General features: G+C 30.0%; 15 protein-coding genes. 4 read left to right on the top strand and 11 right to left on the bottom strand.

The features are described 5' to 3' along the window. Positions 1-25: 25 nt before the first annotated feature. The 4 genes from J0H68_00710 to J0H68_00695 all read left to right on the top strand — a co-directional run bounded on the left by J0H68_00710 (position 26) and on the right by J0H68_00695 (position 6275). The gene (locus J0H68_00710) at positions 26-658 is read left to right on the top strand and encodes a hypothetical protein (GenBank protein MBN8827212.1); all 633 of its coding nucleotides are present in this window, start codon (positions 26-28) and stop codon (positions 656-658) included. Between the two features lie 3 nt (positions 659-661). Then, on the top strand, positions 662-2701 hold the full coding sequence (locus tag J0H68_00705; GenBank protein ID MBN8827211.1) for a ComEC/Rec2 family competence protein: 2040 nt from the start codon (positions 662-664) through the stop codon (positions 2699-2701). A 153-nt stretch (positions 2702-2854) separates the two neighbouring features. Next, positions 2855-3643 carry a prepilin-type N-terminal cleavage/methylation domain-containing protein gene (locus J0H68_00700; GenBank protein ID MBN8827210.1) on the top strand — a complete coding sequence of 263 codons (789 nt, stop codon included), beginning with the start codon at positions 2855-2857 and terminating at the stop codon, positions 3641-3643. A gap of 10 nt (positions 3644-3653) precedes the next feature. Continuing rightward, positions 3654-6275: a hypothetical protein gene (locus J0H68_00695; GenBank protein ID MBN8827209.1), complete on the top strand. Its 2622-nt coding sequence runs from the start codon at positions 3654-3656 to the stop codon at positions 6273-6275. Positions 6276-6303: 28 nt separating this feature from the next. On the opposite strand, the gene J0H68_00690 is transcribed toward J0H68_00695, so the two are convergent. The 11 genes from J0H68_00690 to J0H68_00640 form a co-directional block, all read right to left on the bottom strand. Further along, the gene (locus tag J0H68_00690) at positions 6304-8517 is read right to left on the bottom strand and encodes a hypothetical protein (GenBank protein ID MBN8827208.1); all 2214 of its coding nucleotides are present in this window, start codon (positions 8515-8517) and stop codon (positions 6304-6306) included. A gap of 105 nt (positions 8518-8622) precedes the next feature. Then, positions 8623-11238 (bottom strand): alanine--tRNA ligase, encoded by a 2616-nt coding sequence (alaS, locus tag J0H68_00685; GenBank protein ID MBN8827207.1) that lies wholly within the window; start codon positions 11236-11238, stop codon positions 8623-8625. A 15-nt stretch (positions 11239-11253) separates the two neighbouring features. After that, on the bottom strand, positions 11254-12426 hold the full coding sequence (locus J0H68_00680) for a hypothetical protein (protein ID MBN8827206.1): 1173 nt from the start codon (positions 12424-12426) through the stop codon (positions 11254-11256). 1 nt (position 12427) lies between these two features. Continuing rightward, on the bottom strand, positions 12428-12766 hold the full coding sequence (locus J0H68_00675) for a ferredoxin family 2Fe-2S iron-sulfur cluster binding protein (GenBank protein MBN8827205.1): 339 nt from the start codon (positions 12764-12766) through the stop codon (positions 12428-12430). 107 nt (positions 12767-12873) lie between these two features. Next, the gene (hscA, locus tag J0H68_00670) at positions 12874-14670 is read right to left on the bottom strand and encodes a Fe-S protein assembly chaperone HscA (protein ID MBN8827204.1); all 1797 of its coding nucleotides are present in this window, start codon (positions 14668-14670) and stop codon (positions 12874-12876) included. Between the two features lie 3 nt (positions 14671-14673). Further along, a complete protein-coding gene (gene hscB / locus J0H68_00665; protein MBN8827203.1) occupies positions 14674-15171 on the bottom strand; it encodes a Fe-S protein assembly co-chaperone HscB in 498 nt (165 codons plus the stop codon). A gap of 5 nt (positions 15172-15176) precedes the next feature. Next, positions 15177-15515: an iron-sulfur cluster assembly accessory protein gene (locus J0H68_00660; protein ID MBN8827202.1), complete on the bottom strand. Its 339-nt coding sequence runs from the start codon at positions 15513-15515 to the stop codon at positions 15177-15179. 2 nt (positions 15516-15517) lie between these two features. Continuing rightward, positions 15518-15937 carry a Fe-S cluster assembly scaffold IscU gene (gene iscU, locus J0H68_00655; protein MBN8827201.1) on the bottom strand — a complete coding sequence of 140 codons (420 nt, stop codon included), beginning with the start codon at positions 15935-15937 and terminating at the stop codon, positions 15518-15520. A gap of 54 nt (positions 15938-15991) precedes the next feature. Beyond that, positions 15992-17209: an IscS subfamily cysteine desulfurase gene (locus J0H68_00650; GenBank protein ID MBN8827200.1), complete on the bottom strand. Its 1218-nt coding sequence runs from the start codon at positions 17207-17209 to the stop codon at positions 15992-15994. Positions 17210-17220: 11 nt separating this feature from the next. Beyond that, on the bottom strand, positions 17221-18360 hold the full coding sequence (locus J0H68_00645; protein MBN8827199.1) for a cysteine desulfurase: 1140 nt from the start codon (positions 18358-18360) through the stop codon (positions 17221-17223). After that, positions 18353-18778 carry an Rrf2 family transcriptional regulator gene (locus tag J0H68_00640; GenBank protein ID MBN8827198.1) on the bottom strand — a complete coding sequence of 142 codons (426 nt, stop codon included), beginning with the start codon at positions 18776-18778 and terminating at the stop codon, positions 18353-18355. Before J0H68_00640 ends, J0H68_00645 begins: the two co-directional genes overlap by 8 nt. Positions 18779-18846 lie beyond the last annotated feature (68 nt).

Genomic DNA, 18846 nt, shown 5'->3' with positions numbered 1-18846 from the left:
AAAAAAAGATAAATAAGACAATGTTATGGATAAAAATTTCCGCGAAGATAATTTAAAAGATAGATTAATCAAAGAGTTAGAAAATAACGATGTAATTGATGATCTAGATAATTTATTACAAGCTTCTGGTCATGAACATGAATTACTTGCACTAATTTATAAATTACTTAGCGAAATGGCAAAACATGGTATTGAGTCTGGAATTAACCAATTAAATACTGAAGAACGACATAGTTTGGAAAATTCAATTAAAGGTTTAATAATACAACTTAAAAAAGAAGGCAAAAATGTAAATGCTCAAGATGTTATAAAATTTATAATGAGCTTAATACATCAGAATTTTTCTGAAAAATATTCTAAAAAATTACAAGAACAAGAAAATAAATCTTTTATTAAATCAGAAAAACTAAACAATATTAGAAATGTTGTTACAAAACACATATTAAACGAATTGACTAAAATTATTATGATACAGCAAATCAATAATAAAATTGCCTATGTGCAAGCTGTTGACAATATAATTAAAAATTCTTTATATGAATCTGAAAGATTAGAATTGGATAAAAGACAAGAAGAACTTAAGCGAAAAGAGATTAAAGAAGCTAAAGATTTTAAAGAATTAGGTGAAAGAAAGTCTTCTCATACACTTGGCATTTAATCAATGAAAAATCTAAAAGTTACTTCTATTTCTAATAGATTAATAAGCCTATTCTACGAAGAACAAACTCAATGGATTCTTTGGATACCAGTATTATTTGGAAGCGGTATTTTATATTATTTTTCATTAAATTATGAACCATCTATTTTTACTCTAATCGCAATTTGTATCGTCAATTTATTAGCATTATATTTTTTATATAAAAATTTTTTTTTAAGAATAATTTTTATTACTTTATTTATAATATCTTTCGGTACTGTATTTACTTCTATAAAAGCTAATTTGATCTCAACTTATATTATTCCTCATAATTTTAGTAATGTAAGTATAGTAGGTCAAGTTAATGAAATTACTAACCTAACAATTGGCGCAAGGTTAACTATTAAACCTCTCACTATTGATAAAATCAGCAACCATAGAAAACTAAAAAATATTAAAGTTTCCTTTCGAACTAAAATAGATAATACGAAAGTAGGTGACATTATAAAGTTTAAAGCTAATCTCTCTCCTCCTTCTTCTAATACGGTTCCAGGAGGTTATAATTTAAGAAGAGTTTCGTATTTTCAGCAGATTAGCGCTATTGGTTATGCCATATCTGATGTAACTATAATAAAACAAAAAAAAATTAACTGGTTTAATCAAAAAATTGAACATTTGCGACAAGCAATTGCAAACAGAATTTATGACCAAATGGGGAAAACATACGGACCTGTTTTTGCTGCTCTTATAATTGGAGAAACTTCTACTATACCCGTAACCATTTTTGATAATATGAGAAATTCAGGTCTTTCTCATATACTTGCAGTTTCAGGAATGCATTTAAGTTTAGTAGTCGCTATATGTTTTTTATTATTTAGAAATACGTTAGCTTTAATTCCAAATTTATCTGAAAGAATTGATCTTAAAAAACTCTCAGGATTTATATCTATTTTAATTAGTTTATTTTATTTGTTTTTATCAGGCGCACATACTGCCGCTATTCGTGCTTTTATAATGAGTACTTTAATAGTATTATCCATAATATTCGATCGATCTCCACATCCTATAAGATCTTTATCGCTCGCAGCTTTCATAATTTTACTTATGATGCCAGATGTAATTTTAAAACCCAGTTTTCAAATGTCATTTGCGGCGGTACTTGCATTAATTAGTTTTTATGAAATATATACAAAAAAAGTTACTCCTTATATTAACTTTGAAAATCATTTTTCACGCATTATATTTTACTTTTTTGGTATAGTAATTACTTCATTACTAGCTGGTATTGCAACAAGCCCTTTTTCTCTTTATCACTTTAATTCTTATGCTAATTATGGGATCTTAGCTAATTTATTTGCCATTCCATTAGTTAGCTTTATTATTATGCCATTAACTGTTTCTTGGTTAACTTTATATTTTGTTAACATTGAATATTTAATTTCACCTTTTATAAAATACGGAATAATTTTACTTACAAAAATTGCTGATTTAACAAGTGCACTACCAGGTTCTGTAATTAATATTTCTTCAATTTCTTCAGTAACTTTATGTTTATTAAGTTTAGGCTTTATATGGCTCACTATTTGGAAAACAAAAATTAAAATATTTGGTATATTGCTTATAATTTCTTCACTATTATTTGAAATATTTATTCATGAAAAAGCTTTTTTAATTGTCTTAAATGAGCCTAAAAATTTTATAATTAATATAAACGGTTATCTTTATTCAAACGTTAAAAGTAAAAGAAATAGTATAGTGAAAAATTGGCACAAATATTATGGTAAACAAGAAATTCAGAGTTTTGAATTAGTAAATACTGCTAATTTATCGTGTGATAATCTCGCCTGTACTATTAAATTAAAATATAAATATCTTTTAATTTTTGATCCAATTTTAAATATCCTAAATGAAGACTATTGCAAAAATTATAAAGTTATAATTAATTTAACGTATATACCCCTAGCCCCTTCCTGTAAAAATATCTTAAATATCTCGGAATATAATAAAAATCTTTTTTTATTTAATGCTTCTAACTTTTCTCTAAAAAAAAGGATTTGGGATTAACAAACCTTTTATAAAATTTTCTTTTACAAAAATATACGTATTAATCCTAAATTAACAAATATATTAATAAATTTATAAATTTGACAATGATTTACATAAAGTATAATATTGTACTATAATTGTAAAAATAAAATAAATTAATGCAGGCACATTATGTCTTACATATACAATAAATCAAAAGCTTTTACTTTAGTAGAACTTTCAATCGTATTAGTAATTATTGGATTAATTGTAGGTGGAATTTTGACAGGTCAAAGCCTTATAAGAACTGCAGAACTTAGCGCAACAATAAGACAGGTGTCAAACTTTAACACTGCCGTTTCTGCTTTTAGAATTAAATATAACGGCATACCTGGTGATCTTCCAAGTAGTATTGCGACATCTTTTGGTCTTGCCACAAGAGATGGTACTACAGGTAAAGGTGATGGTAATGGGTTAATCGAAGGTGGTGCCGCTGCTAGTACAAATGCAGATGGTGAAACAGCATTATTTTGGAATGATTTATGGGCAGCAAACTTGATTGAAGGTAATACAAGCTCTTATACAACTGCAGCATCTGCAGTAACAACTAGCGCTACTGCAACATTAGAAAACTTTTTCCCTCCAGCTAAAGTTGGTAAAGGTGCATTCTTTATAGTGTATTCAATAAATGGCGTAAATTATTATGAACTTATAGGTTTAAGTAGTGTTGCCGGTGGCACCTATACTACATTTAACAGCTTAGCACCTTCTGATGCTTATTATATTGACGGTAAATTAGACGATGGTATGCCAGGTAGTGGGATAGTTCTTGCTTCACCTGCAGGTAGTCCTGCCGGCGCTGCTTCTTCTGGTGCAGGTGGTGCTGCAGCAAACGTTTGCGTAAATACAACCCCAAACCCAGATGTATATAATAACCAAAACCCAGCACTATTATGTAGAGTTGTTATTAGAATGAATTAATAGGTATACAATGAAGACGTTCATTAAAACTATATGTAAAGTTTTATTACTTTCGCCAAGTTTACTTTTACTTAACCCTAAAATCTCTAAAGCTGTAGAGCCTGCTAGCTTTAAAATGCTTAATATTAAAGAAGTAATCACAGAAAGAAAAATATGGTTTTATAATTACGATTTAACTAGCGAAAGAGAAAATTATGGAAAACGTAAAGATACTCCTGCACCAAGTCTTGTTTATAAAGACGGCACTTCTTCTAGTGTTGGCATTATGGCTGCAACGAATTTATATGTAGGTGGCAATTTCTTTTTTAAAGACACTCATGCAGATAATGCTTTAATTATAGGCTTTCTTCCTTATGAAACTGTTATAAATGGAAATACAACAAAAACAGTTAACTTTAGATGTATAAAAAATCCTTCAGCTTTATTAAATAATGAAGCACCTATAACATTACATAAAAATTATTATTTTAGAGTTCCATCTACTCCTGGCAGATATTATTTCTTCGTAACAAATTTACGAAATACTAAAGCTGGAAATAATATTGTGACAGCGAATAATAACTTTGACTCTGATCAAACTTTAAGAACTATTTGTACATCACAGGATAATTCAGCTAATAGTATACTTTATGAATCTCACACTTTGATTCCCTCAGCATATAAATCTTACTCAGCTGAAATAAAGAATTACAGTAAATCTAGTTCAAGGGATGAGTTAAATTTATTTGTTTCGCCAACAGGAGCAAATTCTACTTCAAACTTAACAAGTAAAATTATCAGAAATTCTAGTAATACACCCCTATTAGTATATGTAACTCCTCCGGAATGCGCAGCAGAAACTGTTGCAAATGTTAATTGGCCTAAAACCTCTGCAGGTAATACAACAAGTGGAACATCTTCTACAACAGTTAATGCAACTAGTAGTATGTGTACACGAGGTACATTAGTGAATTCAACTTCTAGAACTTGTAGTATTGATCCTAATACCGGTGGTGCTACTTGGTCATCAGTTAGTGGTGATGGATGTAAACAATCCTGTCCTGCTGTAACTGGAAATGGTTTCAACGCTCCATTTTTATATGAAGGTGAATCAATAACTTATCATGCAGGTTCAAGAAAAGAGGTTGCAATGTGGAACCATCAAGAACAATGGTATCCATCTAATATTTATACTAAAACTGATCAGGGAAGAAGTTTAGGTGCTGACTATGCGGCATGTACCAACAATGGTGAAATTTTAGACAAATCAACAAGAATTAGTTGTTTAGCAACTCCTAGCGGAGCTAATGGTTCTAGAAATTTTGCTGCTGCAAATTCAGGAAGTGCTGGGACTTGCGGGCCTATTACAGGTCGCTACAATGACAAATGGACTGATTGGAATTGGTATGGAAGAATTGATGGTTTTATTGGTAATCCTGGAGGTTCACCTGATCCTAATAGCTGGCAAGGTGGAGATTATGGAAGAGTACAAGCATACTATTCTCATAGAAACCCATTTGGTAGAGGGTGGGATAAAAGGCCAAACGATGGAGACAGAGTTTTATCTTTAATCGACTTAAGCGTTAAAGGTAAAGATGTTGATTTAAGTGGTGCGAATGCATATTGGCGTACAGCAGGAAATGGTTACTTAGAAATAGACGGCACCACTGCTTATAATCCTGTAACTACTAAACCTGGTAACGCTAATTCACCACAATACGGTTTCCATATATGGGCAACATGGTGGATGAATAATAGATTTGCTATTGTGCATAATTTTGATGTTACTAATAAAACCGTCAGTGGTTTACAAAATTTATTTACTATCACTGGTAATAATCTTTATGCAGGTTTTGGTATAGACACCTCAATTAGAAATGACGGCACTTACGATATTCAGTATTTGTATCGTGGAGGACCTTATAATTCATGGGATAATGGAAAAAGTTGCGCTTTAAATCATACGGACACATACTTTAGAAGCGGTAACCCAGAAGTTGCAACAATGCAAGATACTAGAGTTATGGCAAGAATTTGGGAAGTACCTAATTTTAGTACTGGCTTAGCTAATGAATATAATTCATGTTATAGAGAGGGATGCAGATATTGCTACTGGCTAACAACTTCACCTATCCAGGTTTCTAAAACTAACGGAACTTTAAAAAAACCTAATTCATGGTGTAATGGCCAATCGCTTGGCAATCAAAACTGGAGATCATGGCAAGAGAAACCTGGTATTATGATTGGAGATGTTGGGGTAAAACATAAATTTTATTCAGCAATTGTTATGAAATGGCAAGTCAATGGCAGTGATGATGATCAGCCTCCAAGATATTTTTATGATAGAACCTATGGTAATTCATGGGGATGGTACAATTCTGGAGGAGCCAATGGCGTTTACAATATATGCTCTGGTGTATCAGTTACAAATAATTTCTACATGGAAAGACAAAAAACTTTAGAAGATTATTGGGTAATGGCTCACAGATATTGGTTTAGACAAGACTATGGCTGGTATGAAGATGATTGCTGGGGTTATCAATGGGTTACAAATGATAAATCCAGATTTTCATGGTGGTGGATAAATCCATGTAAATATGGCGCTGCTGGAAACACATTTGATGGAACAAATTATAATTGGGGTAGATATTAAAATTAAAGGAAACTACCTCCCTTAAATTTTAATATCTAGTATGACCAATTTTATCTGTAATATTGTTAGTTTCAGATTCGTACTCTACTCTAAAACCAGATTGTAATAAATTATTTTGCTCATTACCATTTTTATGTGTTTTTTCATATTGTTTATACCAGTAAACGCTTAATATTTTGAAATGTTCTCTTTCTTTTTCAATAACTTTTATTTGATCATCTAAGTTACATTTTTCATCAAAATAAATTTGAGCTTCTTTATCTAATTTCTTTTTGTCTTCTTCTAAACGCTTACATTTTTTTTCTTTTAACTTCAAATCTTCTTGCAATTTCTTTATTTCATTATCATAATTTTGAGCTTCATTCTTTAATTGCTCTTTTTCAGTAAGAGAGGCTTTAATACTTTCATTTAATTTTATATTTTCACTATTACTGTTATGTAATTCGTGTTTAAATTTCTCTATTTGTTGGTTTAATTCTTTAACTTTATCATCGTAAGACTTTAATTCACTTTGTTTCTTATTAACTTCATTAACCTTTAATTCTAATAATTCTTCTAATTCTTTAATTTTTGTATCGTAAGTTTCTTTGTCCTTTTTTCTCGATTCTTCATTTTGAGAGTTTTTACTTTCAATTTCTGTTTTTAAGTTACTAACCTGTTGGCTTAATTCTTTTATAGTTTCATCATTCTTTTTTATAGAAGATTCTAAATTGCGTTCTTTTTCTTTTATTTCTTTTTTTAAATCTGCAATTTTTCGTTCTAAAGTTTGAATTTTAATATTTTTTGTTTTGATTTTTTTAGACTTTTCGACAATTAAATTTTCTTTTGCTTCTAAATTTTCTTTATATTTTTTGACATTTTCTTCTATTTCCTTAGTTAATTTTTTAATTGTCAATTCAAGAGCTTCTGAATTAATAGGTTGTAAAAAATGTAGGGCCTCGGAGGTGATAAGAGAAGTGGCTAAATTTTCAAATTTATCAGTCTCTTCTTTTATAGCAAGTTTACTTACTTCTCTTAAATCCTTATTTTCATCCTCGAGAAGGACTATTCTTTGTTTATTTGCTTTGCGCTCTTTTTCTAAAGATTCTTTTTCTTTATTATTATTTTTAATGGTTTGCTCAAGTTCAGAAACCTTTTTCTTAAATAATTCTATTATTGTTTCTTTATTCTCTAACTTAGTTTTATAACCTTTTAATTCTGTTTCAAATTCTTCTCTAATTTTCTTTTTTATTTCTTTTTTAAACTCATTCTCTGATTTCATAACAAGAGTTGTGAGTCTTGAAACTTCTTCTTTTAAAGCATTATTCTTCTCAGTAAGCTCTTTACGATCTGAGCCAAGCGAAAGATTTTTAGTAGTTAATTCATCGCATAAACCCATTTTGGTAGCTAATTGTGATTTTAAACTTACATTGGACCATGCCAAACTATTATTTTTAATCACTAAATCACTATTTTCTTTTTCTAATCTTTCATTTTCATCTTTTAAATTTTTAATATTTAAAGCTCTAGGTTTTTCACTAAGTTGCTTTTCTAGTACCTCAATTTTTTTATTTTTTAAGCCTAATTCTTCATCTCTTTGTACTAATGTATCACTTAATTCTTTTATTTTTTCGCCTAAAGTTAATAGATCAATAGATAATTTATTAGTTAAAACAGTTTTTCCTTCTATTGATAAAGTTAATTCACCGTTTTTAGTACTCATATCTTTTATGTTATTAGAGAGAGTATCTATTCTTTCTTCTAAATCTTTAGCGTTACTAAGCTCTTTCTTTAATCCTTCAATTTCTTTATCTTTTATATTTAACTGGGTGATACTGCTATCTTCTTTATGCCTTTTTTCATTAGTTTTTCCCTCTTCATCACTTTCCCAACTTGATTCATCAGTATCAGTATCTTGATTGTATAAATCCTTTATCATATGAGAAATTGGTAAATCAATATTTAAATCATTACTTTTTTCCATGCTTAATTCATCGATGAGATCATTATTTTTATCATCTAAATCCAAAATTCCCTGAATCATTGGGACAGGAATCATTATTCCATCATCTTCTTTTAAATTCTTTATTTTTTCACGCAATTTATTCATATAATTAATTAAAGAAGTGAATTGTATTTCGTTATTTAAATCAATAAATTTTATCTTTTGCGTTTCACTTTCTCGCTTTGTTAAGTCGATAAAAGGTTTTTTATTTTTTGGGTTTAAATTTTCTTTTGATTGTTGAGCTTGCTGACTTAACATAACGCCTCGCGTCTTATTAATTAAATATTATTTACTAGTAGAAAATTAACTTTTTTATGATAATACTCTCCCATTTCATAAAATAGAAGAGTATTAATTGATAATTTAATTAAGCTGATTTTTTAATTCGGTAATTGCATTTTTAAGGTTGTTTACGTTAGAAATACCACCTTGTGCGAAATTCGGTGAACCACCAGAACCTGTTCCTCCTAAGGCTTTTACAAACTTTTCAGCAATTTCAGTAGCTTTGATAATGTCAGGGTTACTTACAGCAACAACTACAGCCCCCTTTCCTATGTCTTCATTAATAACTACAATTATTGATTTTTCAAATTTCTTTATATTATTATCAAGCCATGATTTAAGGTCTTTAAAATTCATACCTTTAGTTTCAACAACTAAAAGATCAGCTTTATTAAAACTTTCAAATTTATTTAAATAAGAATCAAGAATAATTTTACGGGCTTCTAATAATTCCTTTTCTAATCTTTTACTTTCACTATTTAATGATTCTAAACGAGCTGGAAATTCATTTGTTGGAACTTTTAAAATTGCTGATAATTCGTTTAATATTTCATCACGCGAGTGAATATAATTTATTGCATCTTCACCTGAAACTGCTTCAATTCTTCTAACGCCTGATGCAATTGCAGCTTCACTAATTATTTTAAAACAACCTATATCGCCAGTTCTTTCAACGTGAGTGCCACCGCAAAGTTCAATCGAATAATCTTTTTCTTCAAGCAATCCACCCATTGAAACTACTCTTACTTCTTCACCATATTTTTCACCAAATAAAGCCATTGCCCCACTTTCAATAGCATCTTTTGGAGCCATAAGTTTTGTAGTAACAGAATGATTTTCTCTAATTATTTTATTTACTTCATTCTCTATTCTTTTAATTTCAAAGTGGCTTAGCGGTTTGTTATGGCTAATATCAAATCTTAAGCGATCGTGAGCTACAAGCGAGCCTTTTTGAGTAATATGACTACCTAAAAATTTTCTAAGTACCGCATGTAAAAGATGAGTTGCTGAGTGATTACTTTTTAATTTCTTTCTTCTTTCTTCATCAATTGTAAGAGTAATAGTTTGCGATTTTTTAATACTACCGCTTTTTACCTCAGCATAATGAACATGCAAATCTAGATGTTTTTTAGTATCGGTAATTACTATTTCACCTGTAGAAGTTTTACCAATACCTATATCTCCCATTTGGCCACCTGATTCACCATAAAATGGAGTTTGGTTAGTTATAAAGCAAACTTTATCTCCTGACTTTACTTCATCAATTTTTTGACCATCTTTAATAATCTCTTGGATAATTGCATCTGCACTATGCATTTTATATCCTAAAAATTCTGAAGACCCATATTCATTTTTAATATCAAACCATAATTCTTCTGTTGCATTTTCTCCAGAACCTAGCCAAGATTTTCTAGCCATTTCTTTTTGCTTTTTCATATTTTCTTCAAAAGCTACAACGTCAACACTACGGTCTTCTTTACGCATAATATCCATTGTAAGATCTAATGGAAAACCATATGTATCGTATAATTTGAATGCAACTTCACCTGGTAAATCTTGCTCTTTTTTCAAATTATTAACTTCTTGAGATAATAACTTCATACCTCTATCAAGGGTTTCTTGAAAACGTTCTTCTTCTTGCTTTATTGTTTCAGTTATAAAATTTTCTGCACGAAGTAATTCAGGATAAGCTCCACCCATTTCATGGATAAGTGACGGAATCAATTTATTAATTACCGTCTCTTTACAACCTAAGTGATGTACATGTCTCATAGCTCGACGCATAATTCTACGAAGAACATAACCTCTTCCTTCATTTGAAGGAATGATTCCATCCGCTATTAAAAAAGCTGTAGAACGTAAATGATCTACTATAACTTTATGAGAAGCTATATTTTCGGTAGTGATTTTAGTTTTAGTAATTTCACTACTTGCTTGCATTAAATTTTTAAATAAATCAATTTGATAATTATCATAAACACCTTGCATTGCTGCTGCAAAGCGTTCCAAACCCATGCCTGTATCTATACTTGGCTTTGGTAATGGTAACATTTCACCATTTGCCTTTTGCTCATATTGCATAAATACAAGGTTCCATATTTCAACATATCTTTCACCACCTTCATCTGGCTGACCTGGCAAACCGCCAGTTAAACCTTCTCCATGATCGTAAAATATTTCTGAACAAGGTCCACAAGGACCTGTATCACCCATTGACCAAAAGTTATCTGAAGTAGAAATTCTTATTATTCTATTTTCTTCAACTCCCATTTTTTTCCAGAAATTATAAGCTTCATCATCGGTGTGATAAACTGTAAAATAAAGTTTATTTTTATCCAATCCAATTTCTTTAGTTAAAAAATTCCATGCATAAAAAATTGCTTGTTCTTTAAAATAATCACCAAATGAGAAATTACCTAACATTTCAAAAAAAGTATGGTGACGCGCTGTATAACCTACGTTTTCAAGATCATTATGTTTACCGCCAGCTCTTACACATTTCTGGGAAGTAGTAGCAGTTTTAAATTTTGATTGCTCAACCCCTGTAAAATAATTTTTGAATTGTACCATCCCTGAATTTGTAAACATCAATGATGGATCATTATGTGGGATTAATGGGCTCGATTCCACATGTGCATGATTATTATTTACAAAGAAATTTATGAAAGATTTTCTAATGTCGTTAGTAGTAAACATATTTTACCATAAAGTTTATTTTATTTTTAAAAACGGTAACGGAATATCAGGTAATTGAATTGGTAAATCTTTAGGTAAAGGTATTTTAATTGTAGGTATTTTTTTCATCAAATATGAAAAATAAGTAATTAATGCATTTTTATCAAACTTACCTACCAATAATTCTTTTTCATTATATACAACTTTGTATTTACCTATTTTATTATTGCCCTTTTCAGTAATTGAATCTGCACAAGCGATTAAAAAGCTTTCCACTATCATATCATCAAATTTAACGGCTTTACCTATTACCTTAGATAACAGATCAAGATTATTTATTTCAACCTGGAGATTTATATTAGGAGTTTTCCCCTGATCTTTAAAACTTCCTGTAGCACTAAGTTTTAAGTTATTTTGAGAAACTTTTAATTTCTCAACTTTACCTTCTTTGACATCGAAATTGTTTTTCTTAAATCTAAAATTATAATCTAATTCAATATTTAACCCACCAGTCTTATTAAACTCTCTAATAATATCAATGATGTATTTATTATCAGTTAAAAGACTTGGTTCGCCTTTTATATTAAAATTATTGACAGTTTTAGCATAACCTTCATCTTTATTTGAAGTTTTTAAATTAACCTCATATAGCATATTTTTGGAATTAATTTCTGCTACTTTCTTTCTTGCAATATAAACTTCTACTTTGCGCGGTTCACTTCCTTCAATTTTATAATATGTTGCATGATCATTTATAAGCTGATTTATATCACCATCTTTACCAATTTTTCTAAAGAAAAATGTACTATCAAAGGCCATAGATAGATTCATTACACTATTATTTACTGCTTCTGCTATCAATCTATCTCGATTATCAATTTCTATTCTCAATTTTTTTGGTAAGGTAAGTTGAAGATCTGACATAAGTAGATTAGTATTAATTTTAAAATCACCCTCACCTTCTATTTCTAAAATCTTAGAACCTTCAAGGACATTTTTAGCCTTTATTTTAATGTTATGAAAAGAAACTCCGAATTTAAATGGAAACCCACTATATTCTACTCTTGAGTATATTACATCAGCTTGAACTCGCTTCAAACCATCTAGTACATTCCTTACAATTTGTGATTCAATAAAATACCAAATCATTGTATAAGAAATAACTAATACTACAAAAAGTGAGAAAACTCTTCTAACATTAAGGGCCATATTATAAACTCATGTTTCTAGTTGCTGAAGGTAATCTTACTGTTATCCCATCTAATTCTTCTGTCAAAATAATTTGACACCCTAAACGAGAAGTATGTGTTAAACCAAATGCTAAATCTAACATATCTTCTTCATCTTCACTAGCTGGTGATAATAAATCATACCAATCTTCATCAACTATAACATGACATGTTGAACATGCAAGAGAGCCTTCACAGGCACCTTCAAGATCAATGTCATTTGCATGCGCAACTTCTAATAAAGATATACCTATTGGAGCTTCAACTGTGACCTCTGAGCCATCAGCGTTTAAAAAATTAACTTTAACTGTTTCAACCATATATTCCTCCTAAAACAAACGTAAATTACATAAGTACTAATATAGAATCAACTGTTTTTTAACCTATTAATTCTACTTTAGAGTAAATTTATTTATTACTAACCGAATTATTTAGATAATTTTTCTAAATCTTCTATTTTAATACCTTGAAGTTTTGATGAAAATTTAAGCTCTAAATGCTTTTCAGCAAGTTTTTCTATAGTATTTTCAAATTTTTTCATCTCTGTGCTTATAAGATCTTGCTTATTCAATTCTAGCGATCTTTTTAATTCATCGACCCCTAAAGATATTTCTTCCTTTAAATCTTTTTCCAGATAATTTTCTATTTCTGATTTAACCTGGTTAACTTGATAAATCAATCTTTCAGCTTCACTTTTTACTTCTAAAAGCTTTCGAGCATTTAAATCTTCTTCAGCATGACTAATCGCATCAAACAACATAGTCCTTATTACTTCATGAGGAAGACCATAACTTGGTTGAACATGTATAGTTTGCCTAACACTTGAAGTTTCTTCCCAAGCAGAAATTGTGAGCAATCCATCCGCATCTATAACAAATTTAATTTTAATCCGTGGAATACCCGCTTTCATTGAAGGAATTCCTTTTAATTCAAATTTCGCAAGTGATCTGCAATCTTTAGCGAGTTCTCTTTCCCCTTGTACAATATGAAATAACATTCCACTTTGCCCATCTTGATATGTAGTGAATTCTTGAATAAAACTTGCAGGGATTGTTGAATTACGAGGAATTATTTTTTCAACCATTCCACCCATTATTTCAAGTCCGATTGAAAGAGGATTTACATCAACTAATAAATGATTAGAGCCTTTAATTAAGCTTTCAGCCTGAATAGCGGCCCCTTCTGCTACAATTTTATCCGGATCAAGATCATCATAAATGGTAATAGGAAAAATATCTTTAAGCTTTTCTTTTATTACAGGCATTCTAGTTGAACCACCAACTAGCACTATTCCATTTATTTCATTTGGTAATAGCCTAGAATCATTTATAACTTTATTAGTTAATTTTATAGTTTTATTTACTAAATCTTTAGTTAAACTAGCAAAATGCTCCCGAGTTAAAGTAAAGTTTTCATATTCTGCTTTTTCTTTATCAGTTAATTCTTCTTTTAATTTACGAGCGATTCTTAAAGCTTCTTTATAAAGTAGCCCATCTATAGTTTTTAGCATTTCTTCTGCAATAAGCTTATCGAAATCATCGCCACCTAATTCACTATCTCCACCTGTTGCAACAACTTGAAAAATATCATTTTCCATTTTAAGGAGAGATATATCAAAAGTACCCCCACCTAAATCATATACTAGATATTGCCCTTGCTTTTTTTTATCTAATCCATAGGCTACAGCAGCAGCTGTTGGCTCATTAATCAGCCTTAAAACATCTAATCCTGCTAATAAAGCTGCATCTTTAGTAGCTAGTCTTTTGGCATCGTCAAAATATGCAGGTACTGTAATTACAACTTTACTAACCTCTCTGCCTAAAGCCTTTTCAGCTCTTTTTTTTAACTGTTTTAAAATTTCAGCTGATATTTCTACTGGTGTATATATTTTTGACCCAATTTTAATTCCAGGGTTACCTTCATAACAATCAATAATATTATATATATTAGAGTTTTTTACTTCTTCGTAACTCTTCCCAATAAATCTTTTTATTGAAGAAACTGAGTTTTTTCCATAATGGTCAATGTCTCCATTGTCATTAAAATGTATAATTGAGGGTAATATGCTATTACCAAATTCATCACATATAACTTCTACTTTACCATCTTTTGCTAAGGCTATTAAAGAATTGGTAGTACCTAAATCTATTCCAAGAGCTAAAATATCATCATTTTGATGAGGTAAGGGAGTTTGCCCTGGCTCATAAATATCATATAAATTCATTATTTATATCTCTTCCAAAATTTTGTTTATCTTACTGATTGTTTCCTCAATCAATTTATTCATATATTGCATTTCAATAGCAATCTCTGCAGCTTTATTAAAAGTTTTTTGCAAATATAATTTTTCAAAAATATCTTTTAAATCATTAAATTTATTTTGCGCATCTTTTTGAATTTTACGAAGGTTATTTATGTCAGATTCGTTTTCTAATTCTTCCCTTTTTTCAAGCGCTAATATTAATATTTCAGGCTTTGGCTTTATAGTAGTATTTTCTTTATTAATAAAGATATTTTCAAGTTCTAATAAATATGAAGTTCTTAGAATATCGGAGGATAATATTCTATATCCTTCATTAATTTTTAAGCACATTTCCAAATCATTGTGATTCTGGGAATCTGGATGATATATTTTTTGAAGTTCAAAATATTTTTGTCTTAACTTAACAAGATCAATTGTAAGTTTTAATTCTAAGTCAAATATTTCAAAATAATTTTTAGACATAAATTTTAAACGTGGAATGATTCGCCACAACCGCACTGGCCTTTTACATTAGGATTTGTAAAAGTAAACCCTGATTTCATTTTACCTTCGACATAATCCATTTGAGTACCGAGAAGATAAAGCTCTGCTTTTCTATCAATTAAAACTTTAACACCTTCATATTCAACTATTGTATCAAATTCAGTTATATTATCAGCATATTCTACGGTATAGGTAAGTCCGTTACATCCACCTGATCTAATACCTATTCTAATACCTACTGAAGGTTTATTGCGGAGAGATAATAAATGTTCAATCCGCGCTTTGGCATTTTCAGTAATAGTTATAATTTGAGGAAAAGCCATATTTATACATCTGCTAATTTTTCAATTTCACAATCACCATCAGACGATTTTTTATTTTTAAAATCCTGAATAGCTGCTTTAATAGCATCTTCAGCTAAAATCGAACAATGAATTTTAACTGGAGGTAATGATAATTCTTTAGCAATATCAGAATTCTTGATTTGTTGTGCTTCTTCTAAAGTTTTACCTCTAATCCACTCTGTTGCAAGAGAGCTAGAAGCAATAGCAGAAGCGCAACCAAAAGTTTTAAATTTTGCTTCTTCTATAAGTCCTTGCTCGTTAACTTTTATTTGTAATTTCATTACATCACCGCATGAAGGAGCTCCAACAAGCCCTGTTCCTACTGTTTGATCATTTTTATCTAATGAACCTACATTTCTTGGGTTTTCATAGTGATCAATCACTTTATTACTATATGCCATAATTCCTCCATAATCCTTAAGCGTATATTAAAATTATTCCTAATTAAATTATAATTAATGTCCTGTCCACTTAATAGATTTAAGATCTATTCCTTCTTGTACCATTTCCCAAAGTGGACTTAAAGCTCTTAATTTATCAATATTTTTTGTAACTACACCAAGCGCATATTCTACTTCTTCATCTGTTGTAAACCTACCAAAACCAAATCTAATTGAAGTGTGCGCAAGTTCATCTTCCACACCTAAAGCTCTTAAAACATATGAAGGCTCGAGTGAAGCAGAAGTACAAGCTGAACCTGAAGAAACCGCAAGGTCTTTAATTGACATAAGCATTGATTCTCCTTCTATATATGCAAAACTTAAATTTAAGTTACCTGGGTATCTTTGCTCAAGATCTCCATTTAAAAATATATCAGGAATTTTTTCTACTATTTCGTCGTAAAACTTTTTACTAATTGCTTTTAATCTAGCATATTCTTCTTGCATTTCATTCTTAGCAATTTCTGCAGCTTTACCTAAAGCTACTACAAGTGCGGGTGATACCGTTCCTGACCTTAGCCCTCTTTCTTGGCCACCACCATTGATTAAAGGTTCTAACCTTATTCTAGGTTTTCTTCTAACAAAAAGCGCCCCTATTCCTTTAGGAGCATAAATTTTATGCCCTGAAATACTAAGCAAATCGATATTCATTTCTTCAACATTGAGGGGAATTTTACCAAAAGCTTGTGCTGCATCAGTATGAAAAAATACACCTTTTCTACGGCAAAGCGCTCCTATTTCTTTTAATGGTTGTATAACGCCAATTTCATTATTAATAGCCATAACAGAAACTAAAATAGTTTCATCAGTAATTGCATTTTCAAGTACATTTAAATCTATAAGACCATTAGTTTTTACTGGCAAATAAGTGACTTTAAATCCTTGTTGTTCAAGGTGCCTGCAAGCATCAAGTACACATTTATGTTCAGTTACAACGGTAACTATATGATTTTTCTTTTCTTTATGAAAATTAGCCACCCCTTTAATTGCTAAATTATTTGATTCTGTAGCCCCAGAAGTAAATACTATTTCCCTTGGATCTGCACCTATTAAACTTGAAATTTGTTCACGAGCTTTTTCCACCGCCTCTTCTGCTTCCCACCCATATGTATGAGATCTAGAATGAGGATTGCCAAATTTTTCAGTAAAATACGGTAACATTTCTTCTAACACTCTAGGATCTACAGGTGTAGTTGCTTGATAATCCATATAAATAGGTAATTTTAATGTCATAATTTGTCCCTTTAAGCCACTTTTCTTTGATTATTTTCGTATATTTTTCGCCATAAATTTATAAATTTATCCGCTTCGTCTTTATTATTTTGTATTCCTAAACTAACTCTAATAATATTTTTAGCTTCTTGTTCTCCAATACCACATGCGATTAATACGTGAGACGCAGCTATTCTTCCTGATGAGCAAGCTGACCCTGCACTTACAGATATGCTTTCCATATCAAAACTAATAAGCTGTGTTTCATTACTTACTCCTGGCATATAAATGCTTGAGGTATTAGGAAGCCTTTCTACATTTTTCCCAATAAATTTAGCATCCTTAGTAATTGAAAAAATATTTTCTTCTATATAATCTCTTAGGTTTTTACAATGTAATATATATTCATTTAAATTACTAATCGCTTCTTCTATAGCTGTTTTTAAACCAATAACACCTATTACATTTTCTGTTCCAGCTCTTAAACCCTGATTTTGTCCTCCACCTACAAACATTGGTTTGATAGGTAGATTTCTTTTTATGAAAAGCGCTGCTATACCAACAGGACCATTAATTTTATGAGCTGAAATTGTAAACAAATCGAGATCTAACTCATTAAAATTAACATAGGTTTTTCCTATTGCCTGAATCATATCAGAATGAACTATAGCGCCATATTTTTTAGCTATTTCAATTATTTCGTTTATAGGTTGAATAACACCTGTTTCATTATTTGCATAAATAACTGATATAATTACATTTTTATGATTTTCATTCTTTAAAGTCTGTAATATTTCTTCTAAATGCTTTAAATCTATAATTCCATTACTATCTACTTTTATAATCAGCTTGTTTTCACCAGCGCTACTTAAAACAGAAATATGCTCTACCGCAGAAATTACAGGAATAAATTCTTCTAAACCTTTAAACACCCAATTATTTGCTTCAGTCCCACTGCTTGTAAACACAACATGATATTTTTTTTGATCAATATTCAATAACTTACAAATATTAACTTTAGCTTCTTCTAATACTTTCCTCGCTTCTCTACCAAAACTATGAATAGAGGAAGGGTTAAGTGGGATACCTGCCATTTCATTCATTTTCTGTATAACAGATGAATTTAATGGTGTAGTAGAATTAGTATCAAAATATATTCTACCATTATACATGGACAAACCTTCCATTACTGAAATCATCTAAAGTTACTGAGTCTAAATACTTTTCTATTTCTTTACTTAGTTCTTCCCAAAGATTGTGGGTAAGACATTTAGTTTGATTTGGCATACAGCGTAATTTTTCTTCATTATTACAACGAGTTATTTTTATTGGCTCTTCTACTGCTTGGACAATTTCCCCTACATTAATTTCTTTAAGTTTACGACTAAGTCTATACCCGCCACCAGGACCTTTTGTTGAAGTAACTAAGTTATTTTTTCTAAGTTTTGCAAATATTTGCTCTAAGTAATTAAGAGGTATATTCTGTTCTACTGAAATTTCACCTAATGAGATAGGAATAGTTTTATCAGCAGCTTTAGCCATATGGACCATAGCCATTACTGCATATCTACCTCGTGAGGTTAGCATCATAAAACATCTCTTTATTAAAGTTTAGTGGGTTATTATTTGCAAAAAATGTTATTTCGTTTTAATATATA

The organism is Sphingobacteriia bacterium (genome assembly GCA_017304685.1).
In the GTDB taxonomy this organism is placed as follows: domain Bacteria; phylum Pseudomonadota; class Alphaproteobacteria; order Rickettsiales; family 33-17; genus JAFKLR01.
This window is presented reverse-complemented; position numbering and strand designations above follow the sequence as displayed.